We start from the raw sequence: 26,194 nt of genomic DNA, 5'->3' as shown, positions 1-26,194 counted from the left end.
CGACGAGGAGCAGGGTAAGGCTGTTAATGGTCTCGAAAAAGGTCCATTATTGCGATATTGACTGAGCCAATTTGAAAAGGTGACGATGCGTCGAGCCGAGCAGATCGAACTTGCACTGGCGCCGCGACCGCCCGGTACGTCGCTGCAACGCTGGCTCTATGACGAACTGCGCTCGGCGATCTTGACGGGCCGGTTGTCGCCCGGCGCGCGCCTGCCTTCGTCGCGTGATCTCGCGGCACGATTTGCGTTGTCACGCGGAACAGTCCTCAGCGTGTTCTCGCAACTCGATGCCGAAGGCTATTTGACGGCCGCCACCGGCCGAGGGAGCTTCGTCGCGCCCGAACTGCCGGACCGACGTATCGACAGCAACGATCGGGTATCGGCCAAAAAGCACGATGGACGATCGCGTGCGCAGGCGCGGGACGGCGATCACGATGGCGTTGCGCGAGCGCGTGGCATCGCGCTCTCGAGCCGGGGCCGTCTGCTTGCGCACACCCCTTTTCAGGTGAACGGCCGTGCTAGTCCGGCGCGGGCTTTTCGTGCCAGTCAACCTGACCTCGATGCGTTTCCGTTTGAACTGTGGGGCCGGCTGGCGGCGAAGCGCGTGCGTCGCACACGTCGAGATCTGCTTGGCGACGGCGAGGCGCAAGGTTATCGTCCACTGCGCGAGGCTATCGCCGCGTATGTCGGAATGTCGCGCGGTATTACCTGCACGGCGGATAACGTCGTGGTGCTCGGCAGTGTCCAGCAGGCTATCGATCTCGGCGCGCGTCTATTCCTCGATCCGCGAGACGCGGCATGGATCGAAGATCCGGGCTATCCTGGCGCGCGCTTCGTGCTCGAAGCCGCGGGCGCCAGGGTCGTCGGTGTGCCTGTCGATGCTGGCGGCGTCGACGTGGACTGGGCGCGGCGGCACGTCCCAGACGCGCGTCTCGCGTATGTCACGGCCGGGCGGCAAGCGCCGCTGGGGCCTCCGCTCGCGCTGGAAAGGCGGTTGTCGCTGCTCGAATGGGCACGGGATCGAGGCGCCGTGATCATCGAGGACGACTATGACAGCGAATTCCGCTTCGAGGGCCATCCGCTGGCCGCAATGAAGAGCCTCGACCACGATGGACACGTGATTTACTGCGGCACGTTCAGCAAATTGATGTTTCCGGCGTTGCGTACCGCGTATGCGATCTTGCCCGACCGGTTGGTCGATCCCTTCGTGGCCGCGTTGTCGTTGACGGCTCGGCATGTGCCACTGGATCAGCAGTCGGTGCTGCATGAATTCATCGCGGAGGGTCATTTTGGCAGGCACATCCGGCGCATGCGCATGCTGTACGGAGAGCGCGCCGAAGCGCTGAAGATGGCTGCCGCCCGGCATCTTTCCGGGCTGCTGGAGGTTCCGCGAATCATCGCGGGGCTCGATGCGGCGGCCTTCTTGCCATCCAACGTCGACGACGCCGACGTCGCGCGCCGTCTGGCGAGCGAGGGCATCGAGACACGACCGCTGTCGCTCTATGCGATCGACCGTCCAGGGCCCTCGGGGCTGGTGTTGGGTTTTGCAGCCGTCGGCAGTGACGCGATCCAATCGGGAGTGGTCACACTTGCGCGTGTGCTGGCGCGTTGACGGGGCTGAATCGTAGCCATCGTCAACGCGGGCACGTGTGCGACGTGTTGACTGCCCGCGCAGGCCGCAGCCGGCTCGCCGCAGCGCCGACCGGCGAACGGCGGTAAGCTGCGCGCTGCCACGCCGGAATCCCCGGACCTTGCCGCGCGTGGCGTCCCTTTTTTCACCCATCCTCAGGAGCGCATATCGTGGCGACCTACATCGTTTTTACACGGGAAAGCACGCAGGACCAGCATGAACTCGACCTCTACTCGAGCCAGGTCGGTGCGACCCTCGCCGGCCATCCGGTGAAGGTGCTCGCCGCCTATGGGCCGCAGGAAATCCTCGAGGGTGAAGGCCCGGAAGGCGTCGTGATCGTCGAGTTCCCGTCGAAGGAGGCCGCGCACGCGTGGTACCACGGCCCCGAATACCAGGCGGTCGTCCAGCACCGCTTCAAGGGCGCCCGCTATCGCGCGGTGCTGGTCGAGGGCGTCTGAACGCGGCGGCGCGCGCCCGTTACCGCACGTGCGGGAGCAGCGCGCGCAGCCAGTACGACACGGCCACCGCACCGCCATCCGGCGTGCCGATCGCGCGCTCGCCGAGATAGCTGGCCCGTCCCGCGCGCGGCGTCATGCGCGCCGTTTCCTCCGCGCCTCGCTCGGCCGCGTCGACAGCCGCCGCCCAGGCGCTCGCGGGCTCGCGATCGTCGTCGAGCGCGCGGGCGAATGCGTCGGCGGCCGGCACGAGCGCATCGAGCATCGTCCGGTCGCCCGCCTGGGCGCCGCCGAGTTCGCTGATGGCATCCACTGCCGCGTGGAACGCCGCGGCCCAGTCGCGCGGCGACGGCTCGGCGCGATCGGCGACATCGGCCAGCCGGCGCGACGCGCGCAGCAGCGCGGTCGCATAGAACGGCCCGGAACTGCCGGCGATCGCGCGCCGCAACGCGGCGCCGAGCCCCGCGAGCGCACCGGACGGCGTGCCGTACGCGGTGTCGGGCAATTCGAGGATCGCCTGCGCGGCGCGCCGCATGCTCGCGCCGAGATCGCCGTCGCCGGCTGCCGCATCGAGATCCGTCAGCGTCTGCTCGTGATCGATCAGCGTCTGCGCGACCGCGTGCAGCGCCGGTTGCAGGCGCGCGGCCCACGCGCGCCCGGCCGCATCGAGCGGTGGCATCGGCGCATCCTGCGACGCGTTCGCCGCCACGCGAATCCGCGTGTTCACGATGCCGCCGCCCGGCCATGCGCGCGCCTGCGTCGGCGCGTCGAGCAGCGCCGCACGCTCGTCGTTCAGCCGCAGCACCGAAATCGAGCAGCCCGGCATGTTCAGCGCGGACAGGAACGTGCCGGCCCACGCGCGCGCGACGACGATGCCGCGCCGGCTCAGGTTGTCGAACGCGGCGCGCAGCACGATCGCGAGCTCCATGTCCGGCGTCGCGCCGAGGCCGTTGACGAACAGCGCGACGCGTTCGTCGCGGTCGAGCACGAGATCGGCGACGATGCTCGACAGCAGTGTGTCGGCCAGCGCGTCGGCCGGCAGCGGCGCGCGGCGCTCGACGCCTTTCTCGCCGTGGATCCCGAGGCCGAGCTCGATTTCGTGATCGGCGAGGCTGAAGCCCGACTTGTCGGCGCCGGGGATCGTGCAGCCGTCGAGCGCGACGCCCATCGTGCCGAGTTCGGCCGCCGCGTCGCGCGCGATGCTCGCGACGCGGGCAAGCGGCAGCCCGCGCGCGGCCGCCGCGCCCGCGAGCTTGTGGATCAGCACGGTGCCCGCGATCCCGCGTCGCTGGCCGCGCTCGACGCGGCCGCGCAACGACACGTCGTCGGCGACGATGACGGTTTCGACCGGAATGCCTTCCGCGCGCGCAAGCTCGGCGGCGAGCCCGAAATTGAGCCGGTCGCCCGTGTAGTTCTTCACGATCAGCAGCGCGCCGTTCGGGCCGGCGCTTGCGCGGATCGCGGCGAGCACGGCATCGGTCGACGGCGACGTGAACACTTCGCCGCACACGGCCGCGCTCAGCATCCCTTCGCCGACATAGCCGCCGTGCGCGGGCTCGTGGCCGCTGCCGCCGCCTGACAGGATCGCGACCGGCCGCTGCGACGGCTCGGGCAGCGGCTGGCGGACGAGCACGTGCTCGTCGCCGAGGATCGCGAGATGCGGCGATTGCCGCGCGATGCCTTCCAGCATTTCTCGCACGACGTCGGACGGGCGGTTCACAAGCTTTTTCATGGCGACGGGTTCCGGACGGGTGAACGGGGCTCGGCCGGACGCGCACGGGCGCCGGACGGCTTTCGTGTTGCGGAGGATCGTGCGTGGCCTGTTGCCGGTCGCGGCCGGTCGCATCACGGCGACCGGATGCGGGGCGGGCAACGAAGCGTACGCTTCGCGCCACGATACATCAGGTTCGGACGTCGCGACACGGATCGCGGCGCGATGGCGCGATGGCGTCGGGGCGGAACGGCGGCGTGCGCCGGAGGCGGTTATTTCAGCGCGGTGATGGCCTTCGCGCGAATCAGCCGCGCGCGCAGCACGTTGCGGCTGATGCCGAGCAACTGCGCGGCCCGGATCTGGTTGCGATGGCTGAATTCGAACGCGACGCGCATCACGGTGTCCTCGATGTGTTCGAAGAGATTGCCGTGCCCGCCGTCGAACAGGTCGCGCAGCGCGTGTTCGAGCGCCGCCTGTGCATCGGCGGACGAATCGGCCACGGGTGCGGAAACGGCCGGCAGACACGGCGGCGCGATGGGCAGGTCGGTGTCCTGCAGCGCGTCGTGGCGGCTCACGAGCAGCGCGTGATGGATCACGTTTTCCAGTTCGCGGATATTGCCGGGCCAGCCGTGCGCCTCAAGCCGGCGCTCGGCGCGCGGATCGATGCGGCTCGGCCCGCCGCCGAGCCGGTCGCGGTACATGTCGAAGAAGTGATGCGCGAGCGGCAGGATGTCGCCCGGGCGGTCGCGCAGCGGCGGGACCGCGAGCTGCACGACGTTGAGCCGGTAGAACAGGTCGCCGCGAAAATGCCCGGCCGCGACGGCCTGCTGCAAGTCGACGTTGGTCGCCGCGACCACGCGCACGTCGACCGGAATGCCCGTGCGCGAACCGAGCCGCACGACCTCGCGCTCCTGCAGCACCCGCAGCAGCTTGACTTGCATCGCAAGCGGCAGGTCGCCGATTTCGTCGAGAAACAGCGTGCCGCCGTGCGCGGCCTCGAACCAGCCGGGCTTCGCGCTGAGTGCGCCGGTAAACGCGCCTTTCTCGTGGCCGAACAGTTCGCTGTCGACGAGCGTTTCGGAGAGCGCGCCGCAGTTCACCGCGACCAACGGTCCGTCGCGGCGGGCGCCGAGCTCGTGAACGTGGCGTGCGATCAGCTCCTTGCCGGTGCCCGTCTCGCCGACGATCAGCACGTTCGCGTCGCTTGGGGCGACGCGGCGAACCTGTTCGAGCAGCGCGAGCGAACGCGGATCGGCGAACACCTGCGCATGCGCGCGGGACGGCGCGTGACGTTCGGGCTGCGTGAGCACGGGCGCCGCGGCCTGAAGCCCGGCCGGGTCGCGGGAAGCGGTGACGACACGAAGATTGAGCGGGCGCGGCGATGCGGAAAGGGAAGTCATGGCGATGAACCGTTGGATGGCCGGGCAATGCGGGCCGGCGGCTGCTTGATCAGCAAAGTGTTGAACGTTTCGCCGCGCGCGAAAAGCATCGATTTCTGATAACCAAAGCGCGATTGCTGCGGAACCCGCAATGGCGCGGAAGAGGGGCGGGGCAGTGATGTCGCGGCATCAAATTCAGCGCTATCGCGTGCGATGCGCTGCTGCCTGACCAGCAGCGCATCAGCAGACCCGCTGCCCCGGATTCATCGCGTGACGGAATATCGATGTGACGCGCGAACGGGAACGCTTGTCGTTGTCGCGCATTAGGCCGAGCGCCCTTTCCGGCGGGCGATGGCGAAAAGGTTCGTGATGCAGAAGACTGTTCCGACACGCACCTGCACCAATGGCACGCTCCTTGCTGACCCGAACCGGTATCGCCGCGCCGCACGCGGCTCCATCACGGGAACGCATTGCATGAGCCACACCCTCAACGTCGTCGCGATATCGGGCAGCCTGCAGCGGCCGTCGCGCACGCTGGCGCTGACCGAAGCGATCGTCACGGCGCTCGGCGCCGCGCTGCCGATCGATACGCGGCTGATCGAACTCGGCGAGATCGGCAGCCGGCTGGCCGGCGCACTCACGCGCGCACAGGTGCCGGCCGATCTCGATGCGCTGATCCGCGCGATCGAGACGGCAGACGCGCTCGTCGTCGCGAGCCCGGTGTATCGCGCGTCGTACACGGGCCTCTTCAAGCACCTGTTCGACCTCGTGCGCCACGACGCGCTCGTCGACGTGCCCGTGCTGCTCGCGGCCACCGGCGGCAGTGAGCGTCATGCGCTCGTGATCGATCATCAGCTGCGCCCGCTGTTCAGCTTCTTCCAGGCGCGCACGCTGCCGATCGGCGTGTATGCGTCCGAAAGCGATTTCGATCGGTACCGGATCGCGAACCCGGCGTTGCGCGAGCGCATCGCGCGCGCCGTGGAGCGTGCGGTGCCGCAACTGCGCCCGCACGCGCTTTCCACCGCGGCCGCCTAAGCCGCTTTTTCATTTCCCCTTCGACCAGGACACCTTCATGAGCCTTCCCGACCCTTCCGCCGACGGCGTCAAATTCGCGTACTGGGTGCCGAACGTCAGCGGCGGCCTCGTCGTCAGCACGATCGAGCAACGCACCGACTGGAGCCTCGAATACAACCAGACGCTCGCGCGCACGGCCGAGGCGGCCGGCTTCGACTACGCGCTGAGCCAGATTCGCTTCACGGCCGGCTATGGCGCCGAATACCAGCACGAGTCGGTGTCGTTCAGCCAGGCGCTGCTGCATGCGACGACGAAGCTCAAGGTGCTTGCCGCGATCCTGCCGGGGCCGTGGCATCCGGCCGTGGTCGCGAAGCAGCTCGCGACGATCGACCACATCTCGAACGGGCGCATCGCGATCAACGTCGTGAGCGGCTGGTTCAAGGGCGAATTCACCGCGATCGGCGAGCCGTGGCTCGAGCACGACGAACGCTATCGGCGCTCGAAGGAATTCATCCAGGCGCTCAAGGGCATCTGGACGCAGGACAACTTCACGTTCAAGGGCGACTTCTACCGCTTCAACGATTACACGCTGAGCCCGAAGCCGGTGCAGAAGCCGCATCCGGAAATCTTCCAGGGCGGCAGTTCGCGGGCGGCGCGCGACAACGCGGCGAGCGTGTCGGACTGGTATTTCACGAACGGCAACACGCCGGAGAACCTGAAGGCGCAGATCGACGACATCCGCGCGAAGGCGGCCGCGAACGACCATCGCGTGCGGATCGGCGTCAATGCGTTCGTGATCGCGCGCGACACCGAGGAAGAAGCGAAGGCCGTGCTCGACGACATCATCCGGCACGCGCACGTCGAGGCCGTGCACGCGTTCGGCGATGCGGTGAAGCAGGCCGGCAACGCGTCGCCCGAAGGCGAGGGCAATTGGGCGAAATCGACGTTCGAGGATCTCGTGCAGTACAACGACGGCTTCCGCACGAACCTGATCGGCACGCCGCAGCAGATCGCCGAGCGGATCGTCGCGCTGAAGGCGATCGGCGTCGACCTCGTGCTGGCCGGATTCCTGCATTTCATCGAGGAAGTCGAGTACTTCGGCAAGCGCGTGCTGCCGCTCGTGCGCGAACTCGAGGCGCAGCGGCAGGCCATTGCCGCGTGACGCCGACCCGCCGCTCGCGCGCGGCCCGCGATCGTGCGGGCCCGCGCGGCGGCACGACGCTTACGCGATGCCCGCCATTTTCGATGCGTCGATCATCATCTCCACGCCGAGGCCGCCGAGCACCGCGCCCATGGCCCAGCGCTGCGCGAGCAGCAGCGTCGGACGACCGTGCAGGAACGTCGCGAGGCTACTCGAACAGATCGCCACCATCCCGTTGGCCGACGCGAACGCGGCAATCAGCAGCGAGCCGAGAAACAGCGACTGGCCGAACACGCTGCCTTGCCCGTAGTCGATGAACTGCGGCAGCAGCGACACGAACAACATCGCGAGCTTCGGGTTCAGCACGCTGGTCGTCGCGCCCATCGCGAGCAGCCGCAGCGGCTGCTCGTTCGGCAGCGTCTTCACCTCGAACGGCGAGCGGCCGCCCGGCCGCACCGCCTGCCAGGCGAGGTACAGCAGATAGGTCGCGCCGACCGCGCCCAGCACGCTGCCCGCGTAGGGCACGCTCATGAACAGCGTCGTGATGCCGAACGCCGCGGCGAACATGTAGAACAGGTAGCCGAGCATCACGCCGGCGAGCGAAACGAGCCCGGCCGCCCGCCCTTGCGCGATCGAGCGCGACATCACGTAGACCATGTTCGGCCCCGGCGTGACCGCGAGCATGCCGCCGATGACGAGAAACCCGTAGAGCGATCCGGACGTGTGCATGTTTTCCGCTTCCTGCGTCGAATGAGTGCTGACGGCGTTCATTGTCCGGCGCTGGAGGGGAACAGTAAAACGGGATAAACTGAATCGATTGATCAGTTTTTCTGAATAGAAATGAAGAAGCTCGACCTCGATGTGCTCGCGATGGTGGTGGCCGTCGCGGAATCCGGATCGTTCGCGCAGGGCGCGCAGATCGTGCACCGGTCGCCGTCGGCGGTGAGCATGCAGATCAAGACGCTGGAAGACGCGCTCGGCAAGCCGCTGTTCATTCGCGACACGCGCAACGTGACGGCGACCGACGACGGCAGGAGGCTGGCTGACTACGGCCGCCGGATGCTCGCGATGCGCGACGAGGCGTGGGCGTCGGTCGTGCGTCCTGAGATCCGCGGCCGCGTGACGATCGGCGTGCCCGACGATTACATCTCGTCGCTGCTGCCGCAGGTGCTCGGCAAGTTCGCCGCGATGCATCCGCGCGTGGAAGTGCGCGTGATCGGCCAGCCGAGCAACGCGCTCGTGCCGATGCTCAAGGACAACACGGTCGACCTCGCCTGCCTGACCCGCGTCAAGGGCGTGTCCGGCGAGCTGATCCGGCTCGAGCCGATCGTCTGGACGGGATCGCCGAAACGGAACGTGTGGGAGGAGCGGCCGCTGCCGGTTGCGCTGTTCTCGCACGGCAGCACGGCGCGCGATCATGCGATCAAGGCGCTGAACCGGCGGAAGATCCCGTACCGGATGTCATACGAAAGCCCGAGCTTTCTCGGGCTGCTCAGCATGGTCGAGGCCGGCCTCGCCATCGCGCCGCTCGCGCGCTGCTGCGTGCCCGATCACCTGCTGCAGTTGTCGGAGAGCCACGGGTTGCCGTCGCTCGGTGAACTCGAAGTCGTGCTCGCGCGCAGCGCGCAGTCGGCGCGGCCGCCGTGCGACTACCTCGCCGAGCAGATTCTCGGCCAATGGCGTGCGTGAAGCCCGCCTGCTCGCAGCGCGTCAGCACGACGCCAGCAGCCATTCGCGGAAGGCGACCAGCGATGGCAGCGTGTCGTTGCCCGGCGGGTAGACGAGGTAATAGCTGCGCTGGCTGGTAATCGCTTCGCCGATCGACACGAGTTCGCCGCGGCTCAATTCGTCCTCCACGAGCATCTTCGGCACCAGCCCGATTCCCATTCCCGCGCGCACGGCCTGGATCAGGTGCGACGTCAATTCGAAGCTCGGGCCGACGCGCATCTGGCGATGGTCGAGCCGATAGTGCGAGAACCACTCGGCCCAGGCCTGCTGATTGCTCGTCACGCCCAGCAGCGTCTGCTTCGCGGCCCAGGCCGGCCTGCGCGCGTCGGCCTTGCGGCCACGGCCGGTATTGGGCGGGGCGATCGCGACCAGGAACTCGTTGTACAGCCGATGCGCGTGCAGGCCCGGCCAGTCGCCCGCGCCGACGGTGATCGCCGCGTCGAGATCGTCGTTGAGGAAATCGATCGCGCCGATCCGTGAATGCAGGTGGACGGTCATGCCCGGATGCGCGGCGTAGAACCCGTGCAGGTGCGGCAGCAGCCATTTCGAGCCGAAGGTCGGCAGGGTCGCCAGCCGCAGCGAGCCGGCGCCCGCCTGATGCGACATCGCCTGCAGCGTCGCGCCGCGAATGCGCCCCAGCGCGCCGCTCAGCTCGGCGAAGTAACGACGGCCGACTTCGGTCAGCTTGACCGAGCGGCCCTCGCGCCGGAACAGCGGCACGCCGAGCTGATCCTCGAGCGTCTGCACCTGCCGGCTGATCGCACTCTGGCTCAGCGACAGCTCGTCGGCCGCGCGTGTGTAGCTTTCATGCCGCGCGGCGGCCTCGAATACGAGCAGCAGCGACATCGACGGGGTGAGGCGGCGGTAATTCATGAGTTTTATGCAAGTTTCGCCGGTCGAGAATTCGTTTGTTTCTGGTGGAATATCGAAAGATACTGGAAATCCCGGTTGCGCGGAAACTTGCCAAAAAATCATGTTTTGGCGCGCGAACCGGCCGGCTCCACCCCATTGCGTTTTTGCCCCATGTCGATCGTCCCGTTGCCTCGTCCAGCCAGCCCGTCCGCGAACGTCTATCGCGATTTTCTCGCCGCGCTGCAGGCGGCCGGCTTTGCCGGCGAAATCCATGCGGACCACGCGAACCGGACCGTGCAGGCCACCGACAACTCGATCTACCAGCGCCTGCCGCAGGCGGTGGTCTGCCCCGCGCATGCGGAGGACGTCCAGCTGCTGGCCCGGCTGCTCGCCGAGCCCGCGCATCGCGACGTCGCGGTCGCCGCGCGCGGCGGCGGCACCGGCACCAACGGGCAGTCGCTGACCGACGGCATCGTCGTCGACCTGTCGCGGAACATGAACCGGATCCTCGACATCGACGTCTCGCAGCGCCGGGTGCGTGTCGAGGCGGGTGTCGTCAAGGATCAGCTCAATGCGGCGCTGAAGCCGCACGGGCTGTTCTTCGCGCCGGAGCTGTCCACGTCGAACCGGGCGACCATCGGCGGGATGATCAACACCGATGCGAGCGGGCAGGGCAGCTGTACCTACGGCAAGACGCGCGACCACGTGCTCGAACTCGATGTCGTGCTGATGGGCGGCGAGCGGCTGCACAGCGACGCGCTCGACAATGAAGAACTGGAACGCCGCTGCGCGCGGCAGGACCGCGTCGGCAAGGTCTATCGCACCGCGCGGCGCATCAGCGACGACAAGGCCGCGCTGATCGACGCGAAGTTTCCGAAGCTCAACCGCTGCGTGACCGGCTACGACCTCGCGCACCTGCGCGAAGCGGACGGCCGCTTCAACCTGAACAGCGTGCTGTGCGGCGCGGAAGGCTCGCTCGGCTTCGTCGTCGAGGCGACGCTCAACGTGCTGCCGATCCCGACGTTTTCGGTGCTGGTCAACGTGCGTTACGCGGGCTTCATGGACGCGCTGCGCGACGCGCGCGCGCTGCTCGAACTCAAGCCGCTGTCGATCGAGACGGTCGACTCGAAGGTGCTGATGCTCGCGATGAAGGACTTCGTGTGGAGCAGCGTGGCCGAGTATTTCCCGCAGGACGACGCGCGTCCGACGCTCGGCATCAACCTGATCGAATTCAGCGGCGACGACGAACGCGACGTCGATGCGCGCGTGCGCGCGTTCGTCGAGCATCTGCGCACCGATACGAGCGTGGAGCGCCTCGGCCACACGCTTGCCGCCGGCGACGAGGCGGTGAAGCGCGTGTATGCGATGCGCAAGCGGGCGGTCGGGCTACTCGGCAACGTGCGTGGCGAGGCGCGTCCGCAGCCGTTCGTCGAGGACACCGCGGTGCCGCCTGAGAACCTCGCCGCGTACATCGCCGAATTCCGCGCACTGCTCGACGGCCACGGGCTGCAGTACGGGATGTTCGGCCACGTCGACGCGGGCGTGCTGCACGTGCGCCCGGCGCTCGACATGAAGGACCCGAAGCAGGCGGCGCTGGTGCGGCCCGTGTCGGACGCGGTGGCCGAACTCACACGGCGGCATGGTGGCCTTTTATGGGGCGAGCACGGCAAGGGCGTGCGCTCCGAATATGCGCCGGCGTTTTTCGGCGAGCTGTATCCGTCGCTGCAGCAACTGAAGGCCGCGTTCGATCCGCACAACCAGTTCAACCCGGGCAAGATCGCGACGCCGCCAGACTCGACGCTGCGGCTGCTGAAGATCGACGAGGTGCTCACGCGCGGCGACCACGACCGTCAGATCGACGAGCGCGTGTGGCAAAGCTACGGCACCGCGATGCATTGCAACGGCAACGGCGCGTGCTACAACTTCGATCCGGACGACGCGATGTGCCCGTCGTGGAAGGCGACGCGCGAACGCGTGCAGTCGCCGAAGGGGCGCGCGTCGCTGCTGCGCGAATGGTTGCGTCTGCAAGGGCTGGCCGGCGTCGACGTCGTCGCGGCGGCGCGTGCGCGGCAACCGTTGCTGCGCGGGCTGGTCGAGCGCTGGCGCAACAGCCGCAACGCGCGTCGTGGCGACGCGGATTTCTCGCACGAGGTGTACGACGCGATGGCCGGCTGCCTCGCATGCAAGTCATGCGCCGGACAGTGCCCGGTCAAGGTGAACGTGCCCGAGTTCCGCTCGCGCTTTCTCGAGCTGTATCACCAGCGTTATATGCGGCCGCTGCGCGACTACCTGATCGGTTCGCTCGAATTCACGATGCCGTGGATGGCGCGCGTACCCGCGCTGTACAACGGGCTGATGGGTGCCCGCTGGGTGCGGACGCTGCTCGAGCGCCGGGTCGGCATGGTCGACAGCCCGCTGCTGAGCCGCTTCGATCTCGCGGCCGTGATCCGCGCGTGGTGCGTGAAGCCGGCCGACCCGCACGCGCTTGCCGCGCTGAGCGATGCGCGGCGCGCGCGCAGCGTCGTCATCGTGCAGGACACGTTCACGCGCTATTTCGATACCGAGCAGCTCGCGACGCTGATCGAGCTGGCGGCGCGGCTGGGCTTTCAGGTGTGGCTTGCGCCGCTTGCGCCCAACGGCAAGGCGCTGCACGTGCAGGGGTTTCTTCGCGCATTCGAACAGGCCGCGATCCGCAACGCGACGCAACTGGCCGCGCTGGCGCGCTCGGGTGTCGCGCTGGTCGGCCTCGATCCGGCGATGACGCTCACGTATCGGCAGGAATACCTGAAGGTGACGGAGCTCGCCGACGTGCCGAAAGTCGCGCTGCCGCAGGAATGGCTGCTGGATGCGCTGCCGGAAGCCGGAGCGGGCGGGCCGACGGTTTCGTATCGGCTGCTGCCGCACTGCACCGAGAAAACCAACGCGCCGGACAGCGGCAGGCAATGGGCGCAGGTGTTCGCGCGTCGCGGGCTGCGCTTGCAGGTTCAGGCGACCGGGTGCTGCGGGATGTCGGGCACGTACGGGCACGAGGCGCGCAATCTCGCGACGTCGAAGACGATCTATGCGCAGTCGTGGGCCGCGCACGTCGACGGGGCGGACGCGGAAGGCGAGGCGCTGGCGACCGGGTATTCGTGTCGCAGCCAGGTGAAGCGCCTGTCGGCGAAGCAGGTGCGTCATCCGTTGCAGGCGCTGCTCGATCACGTGCGGGCGGTGGGGTGAGAACAGGGCGGTGCGGAGCGCATGGCCGGCAACGGGGCGTCGATCGCGTGTCGAGCGGCCATCCCCGTGCCGCTATCGACCTTCGCCGGCGCGGGTCAGGCGTCGGCTTTCGCCGCTTTCCGCGCGCGCGGTTTTTCGGCCGCGGGAAACACGCCGACACCGCGCGGCCGTTTCGGCTCGATCCGCATTTGCCGGATCACGCGCCGGAAGTCGATCTCGTGCGCGGCCAGCGTGCCGATCAGTTTCGCGATGACCGCGAGATGGGAAGGGACGGTGCCCTTGCTCGAATAGTTGGTGATCGAATTCTCGTTCATCCGGATCAGGCGGGCGAACTCGCGCGCCGTCAACTGCGCCTTCTTCAACTCCTGTTGGAATTCCGCATACGCCATTGCACACATGATGCTTCGTCTCCGTGAATCTGAAATCGGCCCGCGCGGCGCCGGCGCCGACGAGTGGCGTTCCCGTCGTGCCGGCGCCGCGTCGGGTTACATCTTCACCTGGTCGAGGAGGGTCTTCTTGCCGCTCTTGTAGCCGTAGATCGAGATGATCCCGTGCGTCAGGTCGCCCTTCGCGTCGAACGTCGTCGTGCCGATCACGCCGTCGTACTTCGTCGCGGGCATCGCCGCGAGAATCTTCGCCGGGTCGGTGGAGTTCGCGCGCTTCATCGCGTCGACCGCGATGTAGACCGCGTCATACGCGAACGGCGCGTCGAACTTGATGCCCTGGTTGAAACGCTTCTGGTACTTCGCGAGGAAGTCCGCACCGCCCGGCATCTTCTCGAGCGCAGCGCCTGCCTGCGAGCACAGCACGTTGTCGGCCGCCGGGCCGGCCAGTTGGGCCAGCGAGTCGGTGCACACGCCGTCGCCGGACAGGATCCTCGCGCGCAGGCCGAGCTGTTTCGCCTGCTTCGCGAGCGGGCCGCCGGTGGCGTCCATGCCGCCGTACATGATCGCGTCGGGGTTCTCGCCCTTGATCTTCGTCAGGATCGCGCGGAAGTCGACCGCCTTGTCGTTGGTCGCGTCATGCGACAGCACCTTCAGGCCGAGCGCCTTCGCCTTCTTCTCGAACTCGTTCGCGAGGCCCTGGCCGTACGCGGTCGAATCGTCGATCACCGCGACGCTTTTCACGCCCTTCGACTGCGCATAGCTCGCGAGCGCCGGGCCCTGCTGCGCGTCGGTCGCGACCACGCGGTAGGTCGTCTTGAAGCCTTGCTGCGTGTAGGTCGGGTTGGTCGCCGACGGCGAGATCTGCACGATGCCCGCGTCGCTGTAGATCTTCGACGCCGGAATCGACGTGCCCGAGTTCAGGTGGCCGATGACCGCGACGACCTTGTCGTCGACCAGCTTCTGCGCAACCTGCGTCGCCTGGCGCGGGTCGGCCGCGTCATCCTGCGCGTCGAGTTGCAGCGTGATCTTCTTGCCGCCGATCGTCAGGCCCTTCGCGTTGATTTCCTCGACCGCGAGGCGCGCGCCGTTTTCATTGTCCTTGCCGAGGTGCGAGATGCCACCCGTCGTCGGTTCGACGCTGCCGATCTTCACGACCTGGTCGGCCATCGCGCTCGACGCGGCCGCGAACGCGGCGGCAGCCAGTGCAACGGTGATCAGGGGTTTGCAGCGCATGCCGACAGTGCTTCGTTCCATCTGCCATCTCCGAATTGAATGTCTTTCTATTGGCGTCTCAGCCGGCCGGGGCCGGGCGGTCGGACGATTTTTACTACCCGCCATGGGCGTCGCTTGCAGGGCGTCCGGATACAGGAAATCGTGCGCGGCGGCGGCCCGCGGATTGCGGTTCGCTGTCGTCGGCCTTACGGCCGCATCCATTATTCGGCCGGTCGACACGGCGAAGCCATGGACACTGACTGGCGGTCAATCCGGAAGTGTTTGGTCGATTTGTCTGCACAGTTTGGTCGATTGCGCATCGTGTATCCGGTTTCATGGCCGCGCTTCATCGAGCGTGATTGAGGTTGTTATGCAACTAACGGTCAATTTCGGCAGCGCCAATGAAGGGGTGCCGATCGCACGGGCCGGATCGCGCATCCGGATCGGCAAAGACCGGGGGCGTTCCGGGACCGGCGTCGGTTCTGCCTTCGGATCGTCGCGTCGGCCACGCAATTCGCCGCCGTCTCGACCTACGACCGTCCGCGCAACGCGACGACGATCACCCCTGCAATCGCCAGCAGGCCGCCGCACGCCGTCGCGATGCCGGGCCGCTCGCCCGTCAGCATCACCGACAGCAGCGTCGCGACTGCCGGCGTCAGGTAGAGAAAGCTGGCCGCACGCGCCGCGCCGAAGTAGCCGAGCGCGAAGGTCCAGGTCGCGTACCCGAGCGCGGCCGGAAAGACGCCGAGCACCACGACGGCCAACGTCGTGTCGCGCGACCCGCCGCCGAGCGACACGAGCGCGCCGGGCAGCCACGGCGAGAGCAGCACCGCGCCGGCCAGCAGCGTGTACGCGGTGCACGGCAGTGCGCCGTACACGGGAATCAGCCGCCGCTGCAACACGAAATAGCTGGCCGAACACAGCGCCGCGCCGAGGATCAGCGTGCTCCCCGAGCCGAGGACGAGGCCGCCGGGCTGACCTCGTGCGATCACCGCGATGCCGGCCAGGCTGACCAGCGACCCGAGCCAGCCCCAGCGATTGAAGCGCTCGCGCAGAAACACGGCGGCCAGCAACGCGGTGAAGATCGGCAGCGTGTTCACGATGAAGCTCGCCGCGCCGGCCGACACGGTTTGTTCGCCGGTATTGAGCAGCGCGTTGTAGAGCGCGATGCCGAGCAGGCCGCATGCGAGAAAGCGCCACGCGTCGGCTTTCGTCGGCAGCGGCGGTCGCCGCCATGCGAGCCACGCGATCACGAGCAACGCGGCGGTCGCGAAGCGTGCGGCCGCGAGCTGCAGCGGCGCGAGGCCGTGCAGGCCGATCCGGATGAACGGGAACGCGGACGCCCACGAGACGATCGTGAACGCGACCGCCGCTGCCGCGACGAGCGGTTGTCGCGCGCGGCGCGACGTCGATGACGAAAGTGTATTCATGCAGCCATGGTGCGGTGTCGCAAGATGCTAAGCTAGCGCACAGATCAATACCCGGATATGAAAATGGCTCACAGCTCGGGGGCGCGACAGGCCGACGGTCCGGCGCATGTGCGCCCGGTAGCCGCCACGCCAATGCCGGCCCCGCGGCCGCCGCTCGCGAGCCTGGAGACGGTCTGCACGGTGGCGCGCGAGGGTTCGTTTCTCGCGGCCGCCGACGTCTCCGGCGTCACGCACGGCGCGATCAGCCGACGGGTGGCCGCCGTGGAAAACTGGCTCGGGATGGCGCTGTTCGAACGGCATGCGCGCGGCGTGCGCCTGACCCCGGACGGGCAGCGCTTCGTCGGCCGGATCGAGCAGGCGTTCGCGATCATCGACGGCGCGGCCGATCAGTGGCGCTCGCCGCGCACGCCGCGGCTGGTCCGGATGAGCGTGGTGCCCGCGTTCGCGCAGCTGTGGCTGCTGGAGCGGCAGCAGGCGCTGGAGAGCGAAGCGCCCGCGTTGCGCATCGAGCTCGGCATCGAACTGCGCAACGTGGATATCGCCGGCGGCGAAGCCGATCTGTCGATCCGGTACGGGCGCGGCAACTGGCGCCAGCTCGAAACCCGGCCGTTCATGCCGGAACGGCTGTATCCGGTCGCCCATCCGCGGCTCGCCGCGCAACTGGCCAGGATGCGCCGCGCAACGGGCGATGCCGCGCTGCTCGACCTGCCGTTGCTGCACGATTCCGACGTGACCGGCTGGCGCACGTGGTTCGATGCGCTCGGCATTCCGTTCAAGCCGCGTGCGCAGGATCGCCGGTTCGAGGATTACAACCTCGTGCTGGCGGCGGCCGAAGCGGGGCTGGGCGTGGCGCTTGCGCGAACGCCGCTTGCGGATGCGTATCTGCAGCGCAGCGCGCTCGTGCGCGTGAGCCGTCACGAGGTCGATTCGCTGCTCAGCTACCACTTCGTGCATGCGAAGGGCGAGAATCGGCCGGAGGTCCTCGCGTTGATGGAGCGGATGGTGAAGGCGCTGGGGTAGCGCGCATCCCGCTGTTCGCGCAGGCGAGCTCGTCGGCACGCGGGGCATGCGGGCAACGGGCCGCCCGTCCCCTTCGTCCGGCCTGAGCCGCCGAATCGTTACAATGCAGCCGCGGAATACGGCGAGATCGCCGAAGTGAGGCAGAATCGCGCCTTTGGCCTGCGGATGGGCCACTCTCCAACCATGACAGTACGGGTTCAAATTTGCAGAAAAGGGAACCGATGAACAGACCAGACAAATCGTCGAAAGCGCGTGCGGCGCTGGATCAGCTTTTTTCCGGCCTGGCGCCCACGGATGCGAAGCGCGAATCGCCGCGTCCGGGCAATCCGTTCGCAACGGACGACGAGGTGTCGAGCGCATCCGGCGGTCGCGGCGGGGTGGAAGTCACGCTGTCGACCCGCATCCAACTGCGCGGTTATCCGAGTGCCGACGCGTTCATGAAGCGCATGGCGCAAGCGTGGGGCCTCGAGTGGGGCACCTACGACAGCGTCCGCGCGGTAGCGACGCTGCCTGCGGGATGGCGCTCGCGCCGGCTTCCGGAAGTCACGCAGATCGTCGACGAACGCGACGTGCTGCGCGCCGAGAGCAGTCTGCAGGGCGGCGAGATGTCGTATCTGAAGGTGCACCCGCGCTACTACATCGATGCGCGCAAGCGTTTCGGGTGGAGCAAGTCGTCGAAGGCGTCCGACGATCCGGATCTCGACGGCCCCGACTGGAACTGCTTCGTGATCGATCGGGAAAAGTCCGTCGAAGTGCACGAACTGACGACGTCGTCGTTGAAGGCCGACATGGACAACGCCCGCGCGACGCTGTTGAAATGGCTGGACGAGCACTATCCGAAACATCGCGACCCGTTTGCGTACTGGTCGGACTGCGAAGGGGCGTAGTACGCCGGTTTGCACGGCGGTTCGCTTGATGCATCGATCGGCCCGCCATGAGGACGAGCATTGAAACGAGCGCATGTGGTGTCGATTCTCTGGGCTGCGTTTGGCGCGGCAGTCGCGTCGACCGTCGTCGAGTTGCTGCTCTGGGCAATCGCCGGCGATGACGCCGCCCGGAATCTGTTCCGCGACGCGCGCCTCACGGCCGCGATCGTGATGGGGCGAAGCGTGCTCGGTGCGTCCGGCGGCTTCGATCCGCTGGTGATGGGCGTGGCGACGCTCGTGCATGCGATGCTTTCGCTCGTCTATGCGGCCGTGCTGGCACGGCTGGTCCGCAGTCTGTCGGGCGCGGTCGCGCTGTTCGCCGGCGGCGCGTTCGGGCTCCTGCTGTACGGCGTGAACCTGTACGGGTTCACGGCGATCTTTCCCTGGTTCATCCCCGTTCGCGGCGCGATCACGCTGGTTGCTCATCTGATCTTCGGGATCACGGCAGCGGCTGTCTATTACGTCGCCCGGCGCGACGCTAGCCGCTAACACCCTGTACAGGCACGCATGCGGTGCGCGCCTGCCATGACGATCGTCGTGCGACGTGACGATCAGAACTTGTGGCGAATGCCGACGATCGCGAGTTCCTGCGTATCGGTGCCCGAGTTCACGCCGTACGAGCCGACCGACGCGGCCGCTTTCACGGTCGCCCCGCTCGCGTCGAGCGTGTTGCCGCTCGCCTTCTGATAGCCGAACAGCGCATACAGGTCGGTGCGCTTCGACAGCGCGTAATCCGCGCCGAGGTTGACCTGGTTGTAGTGCGCGGAAGCCGGGCCGGTCAGCGACGTGTAGTTGTAGCCGACACCGGCGCGCAGTGGCGGCGAGAACTGCCAGTTGAAGAACGCGGAGCCGTTGTTGAACTTCGCGTTCCGGTTGACGCCGACAGCGTGTCCGCGCCGTATTGCGTGTTCGAATATGCGAGGCCGAAGGTCGCCGGCCCGGCCACGTACTGACCGGCAACGCGCACGATCTGGATCGTCTTCGCGCTCGAGAAGCCCTGGTTGATCACGGTGTTGAACAGCGTGTCGGAGCTGCTCGACCACGTGTGCACGCCGTTCGCGTAGCTCGCGCCAAAGCTGTACGTGCGGCCGCTGCCGGCCGCGCCCGCGACGCCGCCGAAGCCGTACAGCGCCGCGAACTGGAAGCCCGCGATCAGCGGGCTCGTGTACTTCACCGAGTTGCTCACGCGCAGGCTGTTGTCGTAGTTTTCGAGATCGCCCGGTGTCGCGAACACGCCGCCGAAGTAGTTGTTCTGCGTGAGGCCCTGTACGAGATCGACGACCGGATCGTACTGGCGGCCGAGCGTCACGGTGCCGTAGGTGCTGCTCGCGAGGCCGACGACGGCGTTGCGGCCGAATTCGCGCTGGCCCGTCAAGGAAACCAATAAATTGTCGGATCGTTATGTGGCGGCGCGGTGATGGATGCGTACGCAACGAATCGACGGTCGCTGCGCGGCTCGCTCCTGCATCGTGGCCGGCGTGCCGTGCGCTTGCGGTATGCCGGTCAGCGGCGGCCGTCGCGCGATGCGAACAGGCGCGGCTGCGCGGCGTTCAATGCGTCGTCCGCTTCCGGCTGCCACGGAAAAATTCCGTTGCGGTCGGGCCACAGCAACTGCACGCACGGGAAGTCGTCGTTGCCGTAGAACCAGCGGTTCCAGCCGAGATGGGCTTCGTAGTGTTCCTTCTCGACCGGCATCAACAGTGCGTTCGCGTTGCCGTAGACCGCGGCCGTGACTTCCCCCAGCGGCGGCGGCGTGCCGGCCGCAACTTTCCGGTACACATCCCATAGCACGTCATGGACGATGCGCGCCGGCAACGAGAATACGATGATTTCCGGAAAACCGTGATTGACCCACAACCCGGTCGTGAACGAGAAGCCCGGTTCGTCGCCTTCCGCGAATATCTCCGTGCGGAACCATCCGTGCTGGCGAATCTGATGCACGAAGCGCTGCTCGTCTTCCTCGAGCACCGAATCGGGCGCGTCGAGTGCGGTGGCGATATCCGGCCGTGTTGTCATGCGGGTTCCTTGATTCCGTGTCGGGCGGCAGGGAGCAGGGCGATGGCGTCCTGCCGGCGGGAAAGCGATCGTCGTGCAACGCGCGTGCGATCGCCGTCCGCCATGTTGCCACGACGGTCCCGCTTACTGCGCGATGCTTTCCGCGTCCGCCGTTTCGCCGAGGAACCCGCCGCTCTGGTGCGCCCACAGCGCCGCGTAGATGCCGCCCGCCTGCAGCAACTGCTGGTGCGTGCCTTCCTCGACGATGCGCCCTTCGTCGAGCACGATCAGCCGGTCCATCGCGGCGATCGTCGACAGCCGGTGCGCGATCGCGATCACCGTCTTGCCGGTCATCAGGCTGTCGAGGCTGCGCTGGATCGCGACTTCGACCTCGGAATCGAGCGCGCTGGTCGCCTCATCCAGCACGAGGATCGGCGCGTCCTTGAGCATCACGCGGGCAATCGCGACGCGCTGCCGCTGGCCGCCCGACAGCTTCACGCCGCGCTCGCCGACTTCGACGTCGTAGCCGCTGCGGCCGTGGCGGTCGCGCAGCCGGTCGATGAACTCGGCCGCTTCCGCACGCACGGCCGCGTCCTGCATGTCGCGCTCGGTCGCGTCGGGGCGGCCGTACAGCAGGTTCTCGCGCATCGTCCGGTGCAGCAGCGACGTATCCTGCGTCACCATCCCGATCGCGGCGCGCAGGCTGTCCTGCGTCACGTGCGCGATGTCCTGCCCGTCGATCCGGATCGCGCCGCCGCCCACGTCGTAGAAGCGCAGCAGCAAGTTCACGAGCGTCGACTTGCCGGCGCCCGAGCGGCCGATCAGGCCGATCCGCTCGCCCGGCCGGATCGTCAGGTTCAGCCCGTCGAATACCGCGCGATCGTTGTCCTCGTGCGCGAACTGCACGTTGTCGAACACGATTTCGCCGCGCTGCACCGCAAGCGGTTTCGCATCGGGCGCGTCGACCACGCTGCGCACCTTCGTCAGCGTATTGATGCCGTCCTGGATCGTGCCGACGTTCTCGAACAGCTCGGTCATTTCCCACATGATCCAGTGCGAGTAGCTCGACAGGCGCAGCGCCATCGCGATCACGGCCGCGACGACGCCCGCGCTCGCCTCGCCGTGCATCCACAGATAGAGCGCGAGCCCCGCCGAGCCGACCAGCAGCAGCGTCGACAGCAGGTGGTTGACGATCTCGAACGCGCTGACGAGCCGCATCTGCGCGTCGCCGGTCGCCTTGAACGCTTCCATCGCGCGCCGCGCGTGGTCGGCTTCGCGCCGCGTATGCGAGAACAGCTTGACGGTCGTGATGTTCGAATACGCGTCGGTGATGCGGCCCGTCATCAGCGCGCGCGCGTCGGCCTGCCGGCTGCCGACGGCGCCCAGGCGCGGCACGAAATACGCACACGCCGCGCCGTAGCCGAGCGCCCACAGCACGAGCGGAATCATCAACCGCCAGTCGAAGCTGGCGGCGAGCGCGAGGATGCCGATCAGGTAGGCGGTAACGCCGATCACGACGTCGACCGACATGAATAGCGCGTCGCGCACCGCCAGCGCGGTCTGCATGATCTTGGTCGTCACGCGGCCCGCGAATTCGTTCGCGTAGAACGACAGGCTCTGGTCGAGCATCAGCCGGTGGAATACCCAGCGCAACCGCATCGGGAAGTTGATCGCGAGCACCTGGTGCTTGACCATCGTATGCAGCACGATCAGCAGCGCACTGCCGACGAGGATCGCCGCGAAACCGGCGAGCGTGCCGAAGTGGCGGCCGCCGAATCCGGCCGGCGTCGACGACGACAGCCAGTCAACCACGTGCCCCATCATCGCGAACAGCGCGGCTTCGTACGCGGCCAGCGCGGCCGACGTCAGCGCGATCATCAGGATCCAGCCGCGCGCGCCTTTCGTGCACGCCCAGACGAACGAGAAGAATCCCTTCGGCGGCGTGACGGGATCTTCGAGCGGGAAAGTCGGCAGGCGCCGTTCAAACCACGAATACATCGACTTGTTCTCCTTGTGCGGCCCGACGCGGCGGGCGGGCCGATGATGCCGGGCCGGACGCGATACGGTCATCGTGTGCCGGCCCATCCGTCCAGCCGCTGGACGTTGCGCCGCGATGAGCTTGGGCCGGCGTCAAGTGTCGCATCGATTCGATCGGGCTGCAGGCCGGTTGTAAGTCGCGCTGGCCGGGCGAATGGCGCCGCGTTTGCGCAGCGGGCTTGCAGACAAGATCATCACGCCCTTAAAAAACCTCTTGACTATCTATCTATGAGTAGATAAAGTTCGGTCCATGGAAACGAAACCGACCGTCCGCGAACAGATTCTCGACCACGCGATCACGCTGATGATGCAGCGCGGTTACAACGGCTTCAGCTATCGAGACCTGTCCGACCTGGTGGGCGTGAAGACGTCGAGCATTCATTACTACTTCCCGTCGAAGGACGATCTCGTGCTGGAAGCGGTGGCGGGCTACAGCGACGAAGTCCTCGCGGCCGTGCGGGCGATCGATCCGGCGTTGCCGGCCGACGTGAAGCTGAGCCTGTACACGAAGATGTTCGGCCGCACGCTCGGCGACGGCAACCTGATCTGCCTGTGCGGGATGCTCGCGGCCGACATCGAAACGCTGCCGGAGAACGTGCGGCAGGCGGTGCAGGCGTTCTTCAAGGCCAACGAAAGCTGGCTTGCGGAATTGCTCGCGCAAGGCGCGAAGGAAGGCACGCTGCAGTTCAGCGGCGCGCCCGAAACCGCGGCGCGCACGTTGTACGCGGCGTTCCAGGGCAGCGTGCTCGCCAGCCGGTTGTTTCACACTCGAGCGCGTCTCGAGGACGTCGAGGCCGTCTGGAAAACACGGTCCTGACGGCCGGCTCAAGCAGTGAGGCGGTTCGCCGCCTTTTTATTGAATGTCGCAATCTATCATGTAGTAGATAGATGTTTTGGCGCAGACGGATCATCTGTCTGCATTTTTTGGGAACGTTTGTCTATCTATGAGTAGATAAACCGATGCGGCGCCGATGCGGAAACCGCCGGCTCGCAGTCCCCGGTTCGAAGGTCGTTTCATTCATTTATTGAAAAGGAGTCTGTCATGTCGATCGAAAAAGTGCTGTACCGCGCCCATGCAAAAGCCACCGGCGGCCGCGACGGCCGTGCGACGGTGCCCGAGAGCGGCCTCGACCTGAAGCTGACCACGCCGCGCGAGCTCGGCGGCGCGGGCGGCGCGGGCGCGAACCCCGAGCAACTGTTCGCCGCCGGCTACAGCGCGTGTTTCATCGGCGCGATGAAGTTCGTCGCGGCACGCGACAAGATCGCGATCCCCGCGGACGCCGCGATCGACGGCAGCGTCGGCATCGGCGCGATCCCGAACGGCTTCGGCATCGAAGTCGAACTGAAGATCTCGTTGCCGGGCCTCGATCGCGACGTCGCGCAAACGCTGATCGACCGTGCGCACGTCGTCTGCCCGTACTCGAACGCGACGCGCGGCAACATCGACGTCACGCTTACGCTCGTCTGATCGGTCGCACTGCAAACCATTCATCGCCATTCGAAGATTCGACCAAGGAGTCGCACCATGAAGATCGTCAAGCCGCTGCTGATCGCCGCCGCCGTTGCAGCCGCACTGTCCACCGCACCTGCCGCGTTTGCCGCGGGCGCCGACGTCGTTGGCCCCGATGCGAAGACGAGCGCATTCCTCGCCGCGCTGAACGGCCAGAAGGGCCCGGGCCTCGAAACGCTGAGCCCCGCCAAAGCGCGCCAGGTGCTGGTCGACGCGCAGAACGGCGTGAAGGTCGATCTGTCCGGCATCGACGTGTCGAACCGCACGATCGAACAGGACGGCCTGTCGGTGCCGGTCACGATCGTGCGCCCGCAAGGCGTGACGGGCACGCCGCCGGTATTCGTGTTCATCCACGGCGGCGGCTGGGTGCTCGGCGATTTCCCGACGCACGAGCGCCTCGTGCGCGATCTCGTCGTGCAGTCGGGCGCCGTCGCGGTGTTCGTGAACTACACGCCGTCGCCGGAAGCGCGTTACCCGGTCGCGATCAACCAGGCGTATGCGGCGACGAAGTGGATCGCCGCGCACGGCGCGGAGATCGGCGTCGACGGCAGCCGCCTCGCGGTGGTCGGCAACAGCGTCGGCGGGAACATGTCGGCTGTCGTCGCGCTGATGGCGAAGGACAAGGGCGGTCCCGCGATCCGCTTCCAGGGGCTGATGTGGCCGGTCACGGACCACAACTTCAACACGGGTTCGTACAACGCGTATCAGCAAGGCCATTTCCTGACGCGGCCGATGATGAAGTGGTTCTGGGACGCCTATACGAAGAACGAAGCGCAACGCAACGAGATCTACGCATCGCCGCTGCGCGCGAGCGTCGCGGAGTTGAAGGGGCTGCCGCCCGCGCTGATCCAGGTCGCGCAGTTCGACGTGCTGCGTGACGAAGGCGAAGCGTACGGCCGCAAGCTCGACGCGGCCGGTGTGGACGCGACGACCACGCGCTACGACGGCACGATCCATGATTTCGGGCTGCTGAACGCGCTGGCCGACGATGCGCCGACGAAGGCCGCGACGAAGGCGATGGCCAATGAAATCGCGACGCGGCTGAAGTAACGCGATCGGTGGTCGTTCGAACCGGAACGACAGGACGGCGGGCATCTGCCCGCCGTTTTCGCATGCGGGCATTTCGTTCATGTCCCGGCAGCGTGCCGCGCAAAACGGTTGAAACGGTTGAACGGCCCTCGCGCCGTCGCACGATCGCGCCCGCGCCGGCGGCATTGTTGGTACGATCGGCCGTATCGTTCACGCCGGCGTCGCAAACAGCCGGCTCATCGGCCGCGCGGTTGCACGGTCGCGCGGCCACGTTCGGGAGAAGCGGTTCATGTTGCAGGCGTTCGCGGTCTTGCTGATCTTCCAGTGTCTCGGGGAAGGCGTGTCCTATCTGTTCGGCCTGCCGGTGCCGGGCCCCGTGATCGGCATGCTGCTGCTGTTCGGCTTCGTGATGCTGCGTCCGCAGGCGGCCAATGCGATCGAGCCGACCGCACTCGACCTGCTGCGTCACCTGTCGCTGCTGTTCGTGCCGGCCGGCGTCGGCATCATGGTGTCGGCCGACCGCGTGCGCGGCGACGCGGTCGCGGTCGTCGTCGCGCTGGCCGTCAGCACCACGCTCGCGATCGCGGTGACGGCGCTCGTCACGCGCGCGCTGCTGCGGCGCCAGCGCCGCGCGGGCGGCACCGCGGAGGGCGCGCGATGACGGCCTTCCCGAAGCTCGGCGCGATCTGGGTCTATCTCGCCGCGAGCCCGCTGCTCGGCCTGACCATCACGCTGGTCGCGTATCTGTTCGCGCAAGCCGTCTATGCACGGGCGCGTTTCAACCCGCTCGCGAATCCGGTGCTGATCGCGGTCGCGATGATCGTCGTGCTGCTGACGCTCACGCATACGCCATATCCGACGTATTTCGAGGGCGCGCAGTTCGTCCACTTCCTGCTCGGCCCCGCGACGGTCGCGCTCGCGCTGCCGCTGTACCGCCAGTGGTCGAAGCTGCGGCGCAGCGCGCTGCCGCTGCTCGCCGGCCTGCTCGCGGGTTCGCTGACCGCGATCGGGTCGGCGGTCGGCATCGCCGCGCTGTTCGGCGCGTCGCACCAGACGATCGCATCGCTCGCGCCGAAATCGGCGACGACGCCGATCGCGATGGCCGTCGCCGCCGAGATCGGCGGCATTCCGTCGCTCACCGCCGTGCTCGTGATCTCGACCGGGGTCTTCGGCGCGGTGTGCGCGCGCGGCATCCTCAATCTGTTGCGGGTCGACGAGGCGGCCGTGCGCGGTTTCGCGCTCGGCGTCGCGTCGCACGGGATCGGCACCGCGCGCGCGTTCCAGGTGAGCGAGGAAGCCGGCGCGTTCGCCGGGCTCGGGATGGGGTTGAACGGCGTGCTGACGGCGTTCGTCGTGCCGGTCCTGCTGCCGGTGCTGTCGCGCTGGATCTGAGCGCCGGCCCGCGCGCCCCGGGTAGCGGTTTCCCTGATGGCGCGCACGGCAGGCCGAAACGACCGCGCCCCCGGCGCACATGTATCGTTGACGTTATCAGGACAATTCAGGAACGCACACGGACATTT

At 67.5% G+C, this 26,194-nt stretch carries 23 protein-coding genes and 1 pseudogene; 14 read left to right on the top strand and 10 right to left on the bottom strand.

What is annotated here, in order from left to right; translation table 11 throughout:
- The first annotated feature begins 85 nt into the window (after nt 1-85).
- On the top strand, nt 86-1,612 hold the full coding sequence (locus CFB89_RS33150; protein WP_089471636.1) for a PLP-dependent aminotransferase family protein: 1,527 nt from the start codon (nt 86-88) through the stop codon (nt 1,610-1,612).
- Nucleotides 1,613-1,800: 188 nt separating this feature from the next.
- The gene (locus CFB89_RS33145) at nt 1,801-2,088 is read left to right on the top strand and encodes a DUF1330 domain-containing protein (RefSeq protein WP_089438098.1); all 288 of its coding nucleotides are present in this window, start codon (nt 1,801-1,803) and stop codon (nt 2,086-2,088) included.
- 19 nt (nt 2,089-2,107) lie between these two features.
- Here the strand turns inward: CFB89_RS33145 and dhaL are convergent, their stop codons facing one another.
- Nucleotides 2,108-3,817, bottom strand: coding sequence for a dihydroxyacetone kinase subunit DhaL (gene dhaL / locus CFB89_RS33140; RefSeq protein ID WP_089471635.1), 1,710 nt, complete (start codon nt 3,815-3,817; stop codon nt 2,108-2,110).
- Nucleotides 3,818-4,068: 251 nt separating this feature from the next.
- Nucleotides 4,069-5,196, bottom strand: coding sequence for a sigma-54-dependent Fis family transcriptional regulator (locus tag CFB89_RS33135; protein ID WP_089471634.1), 1,128 nt, complete (start codon nt 5,194-5,196; stop codon nt 4,069-4,071).
- A 453-nt stretch (nt 5,197-5,649) separates the two neighbouring features.
- On the opposite strand from CFB89_RS33135, the gene msuE reads away from it, so the two are divergent.
- The gene (gene msuE, locus CFB89_RS33125) at nt 5,650-6,210 is read left to right on the top strand and encodes an FMN reductase (RefSeq protein WP_089471633.1); all 561 of its coding nucleotides are present in this window, start codon (nt 5,650-5,652) and stop codon (nt 6,208-6,210) included.
- 37 nt (nt 6,211-6,247) lie between these two features.
- Complete coding sequence (gene sfnG / locus CFB89_RS33120) at nt 6,248-7,351, top strand: dimethylsulfone monooxygenase SfnG (protein ID WP_089471632.1); 1,104 nt, start codon at nt 6,248-6,250, stop codon at nt 7,349-7,351.
- Between the two features lie 60 nt (nt 7,352-7,411).
- Here sfnG and CFB89_RS33115 read toward each other — a convergent pair whose 3' ends face one another.
- Nucleotides 7,412-8,059 carry a LysE family translocator gene (locus CFB89_RS33115; RefSeq protein WP_089471745.1) on the bottom strand — a complete coding sequence of 216 codons (648 nt, stop codon included), beginning with the start codon at nt 8,057-8,059 and terminating at the stop codon, nt 7,412-7,414.
- 111 nt (nt 8,060-8,170) lie between these two features.
- On the opposite strand from CFB89_RS33115, the gene CFB89_RS33110 reads away from it, so the two are divergent.
- Nucleotides 8,171-9,019 carry a LysR substrate-binding domain-containing protein gene (locus CFB89_RS33110; RefSeq protein ID WP_089471631.1) on the top strand — a complete coding sequence of 283 codons (849 nt, stop codon included), beginning with the start codon at nt 8,171-8,173 and terminating at the stop codon, nt 9,017-9,019.
- A gap of 21 nt (nt 9,020-9,040) precedes the next feature.
- Here the strand turns inward: CFB89_RS33110 and CFB89_RS33105 are convergent, their stop codons facing one another.
- A complete protein-coding gene (locus CFB89_RS33105) occupies nt 9,041-9,931 on the bottom strand; it encodes a LysR substrate-binding domain-containing protein (RefSeq protein WP_089471630.1) in 891 nt (296 codons plus the stop codon).
- Nucleotides 9,932-10,081: 150 nt separating this feature from the next.
- Here CFB89_RS33105 and CFB89_RS33100 point away from each other — a divergent pair, with 150 nt between their 5' ends.
- On the top strand, nt 10,082-13,129 hold the full coding sequence (locus CFB89_RS33100) for an FAD-binding and (Fe-S)-binding domain-containing protein (RefSeq protein ID WP_089471629.1): 3,048 nt from the start codon (nt 10,082-10,084) through the stop codon (nt 13,127-13,129).
- Between the two features lie 95 nt (nt 13,130-13,224).
- Here CFB89_RS33100 and CFB89_RS33095 read toward each other — a convergent pair whose 3' ends face one another.
- From CFB89_RS33095 to CFB89_RS33085, 3 genes are all read right to left on the bottom strand, one after another.
- Nucleotides 13,225-13,527, bottom strand: coding sequence for a DNA-binding protein (locus CFB89_RS33095; RefSeq protein WP_089471628.1), 303 nt, complete (start codon nt 13,525-13,527; stop codon nt 13,225-13,227).
- An 87-nt stretch (nt 13,528-13,614) separates the two neighbouring features.
- Nucleotides 13,615-14,769 (bottom strand): branched-chain amino acid ABC transporter substrate-binding protein, encoded by a 1,155-nt coding sequence (locus CFB89_RS33090; RefSeq protein WP_089471627.1) that lies wholly within the window; start codon nt 14,767-14,769, stop codon nt 13,615-13,617.
- Between the two features lie 488 nt (nt 14,770-15,257).
- Entirely contained in the window at nt 15,258-16,157 is a 900-nt protein-coding gene (locus CFB89_RS33085; protein WP_089471626.1) for a DMT family transporter, read from the bottom strand.
- A 57-nt stretch (nt 16,158-16,214) separates the two neighbouring features.
- On the opposite strand from CFB89_RS33085, the gene CFB89_RS33080 reads away from it, so the two are divergent.
- The 3 genes from CFB89_RS33080 (at nt 16,215) to CFB89_RS33070 (ending at nt 18,592) form a co-directional block, all read left to right on the top strand.
- A complete protein-coding gene (locus CFB89_RS33080; protein WP_089471625.1) occupies nt 16,215-17,177 on the top strand; it encodes a LysR substrate-binding domain-containing protein in 963 nt (320 codons plus the stop codon).
- 221 nt (nt 17,178-17,398) lie between these two features.
- Nucleotides 17,399-18,064, top strand: coding sequence for a nitroreductase (locus tag CFB89_RS33075; RefSeq protein WP_089471624.1), 666 nt, complete (start codon nt 17,399-17,401; stop codon nt 18,062-18,064).
- A 60-nt stretch (nt 18,065-18,124) separates the two neighbouring features.
- A complete protein-coding gene (locus CFB89_RS33070; RefSeq protein ID WP_089471623.1) occupies nt 18,125-18,592 on the top strand; it encodes a sodium:proline symporter in 468 nt (155 codons plus the stop codon).
- Between the two features lie 62 nt (nt 18,593-18,654).
- Here the strand turns inward: CFB89_RS33070 and CFB89_RS33065 are convergent.
- The 3 genes and pseudogenes from CFB89_RS33065 to CFB89_RS33055 all read right to left on the bottom strand — a co-directional run.
- Nucleotides 18,655-19,472 (bottom strand): annotated as a pseudogene (locus tag CFB89_RS33065) (porin); the annotation flags it as partial.
- Between the two features lie 134 nt (nt 19,473-19,606).
- Nucleotides 19,607-20,119: a DUF4262 domain-containing protein gene (locus tag CFB89_RS33060; RefSeq protein WP_089471622.1), complete on the bottom strand. Its 513-nt coding sequence runs from the start codon at nt 20,117-20,119 to the stop codon at nt 19,607-19,609.
- A 123-nt stretch (nt 20,120-20,242) separates the two neighbouring features.
- Nucleotides 20,243-22,096, bottom strand: coding sequence for an ABC transporter ATP-binding protein (locus CFB89_RS33055; RefSeq protein WP_089471744.1), 1,854 nt, complete (start codon nt 22,094-22,096; stop codon nt 20,243-20,245).
- A 289-nt stretch (nt 22,097-22,385) separates the two neighbouring features.
- Here CFB89_RS33055 and CFB89_RS33050 point away from each other — a divergent pair, with 289 nt between their 5' ends.
- The 5 genes from CFB89_RS33050 (at nt 22,386) to CFB89_RS33030 (ending at nt 26,066) form a co-directional block, all read left to right on the top strand.
- Entirely contained in the window at nt 22,386-22,952 is a 567-nt protein-coding gene (locus CFB89_RS33050) for a TetR/AcrR family transcriptional regulator (protein ID WP_089471621.1), read from the top strand.
- Nucleotides 22,953-23,177: 225 nt separating this feature from the next.
- The gene (locus tag CFB89_RS33045; RefSeq protein WP_089471620.1) at nt 23,178-23,603 is read left to right on the top strand and encodes an organic hydroperoxide resistance protein; all 426 of its coding nucleotides are present in this window, start codon (nt 23,178-23,180) and stop codon (nt 23,601-23,603) included.
- A gap of 57 nt (nt 23,604-23,660) precedes the next feature.
- Complete coding sequence (locus CFB89_RS33040; RefSeq protein WP_089471619.1) at nt 23,661-24,695, top strand: alpha/beta hydrolase; 1,035 nt, start codon at nt 23,661-23,663, stop codon at nt 24,693-24,695.
- A 268-nt stretch (nt 24,696-24,963) separates the two neighbouring features.
- The gene (locus CFB89_RS33035; RefSeq protein ID WP_089471618.1) at nt 24,964-25,335 is read left to right on the top strand and encodes a CidA/LrgA family protein; all 372 of its coding nucleotides are present in this window, start codon (nt 24,964-24,966) and stop codon (nt 25,333-25,335) included.
- Nucleotides 25,332-26,066 (top strand): LrgB family protein, encoded by a 735-nt coding sequence (locus tag CFB89_RS33030; protein WP_089471617.1) that lies wholly within the window; start codon nt 25,332-25,334, stop codon nt 26,064-26,066. Before CFB89_RS33035 ends, CFB89_RS33030 begins: the two co-directional genes overlap by 4 nt.
- Nucleotides 26,067-26,194 lie beyond the last annotated feature (128 nt).

The organism is Burkholderia sp. AU16741 (assembly GCF_002223345.1).
GTDB classification, from domain to species: Bacteria; Pseudomonadota; Gammaproteobacteria; order Burkholderiales; family Burkholderiaceae; genus Burkholderia; species Burkholderia sola.
This window is presented reverse-complemented; position numbering and strand designations above follow the sequence as displayed.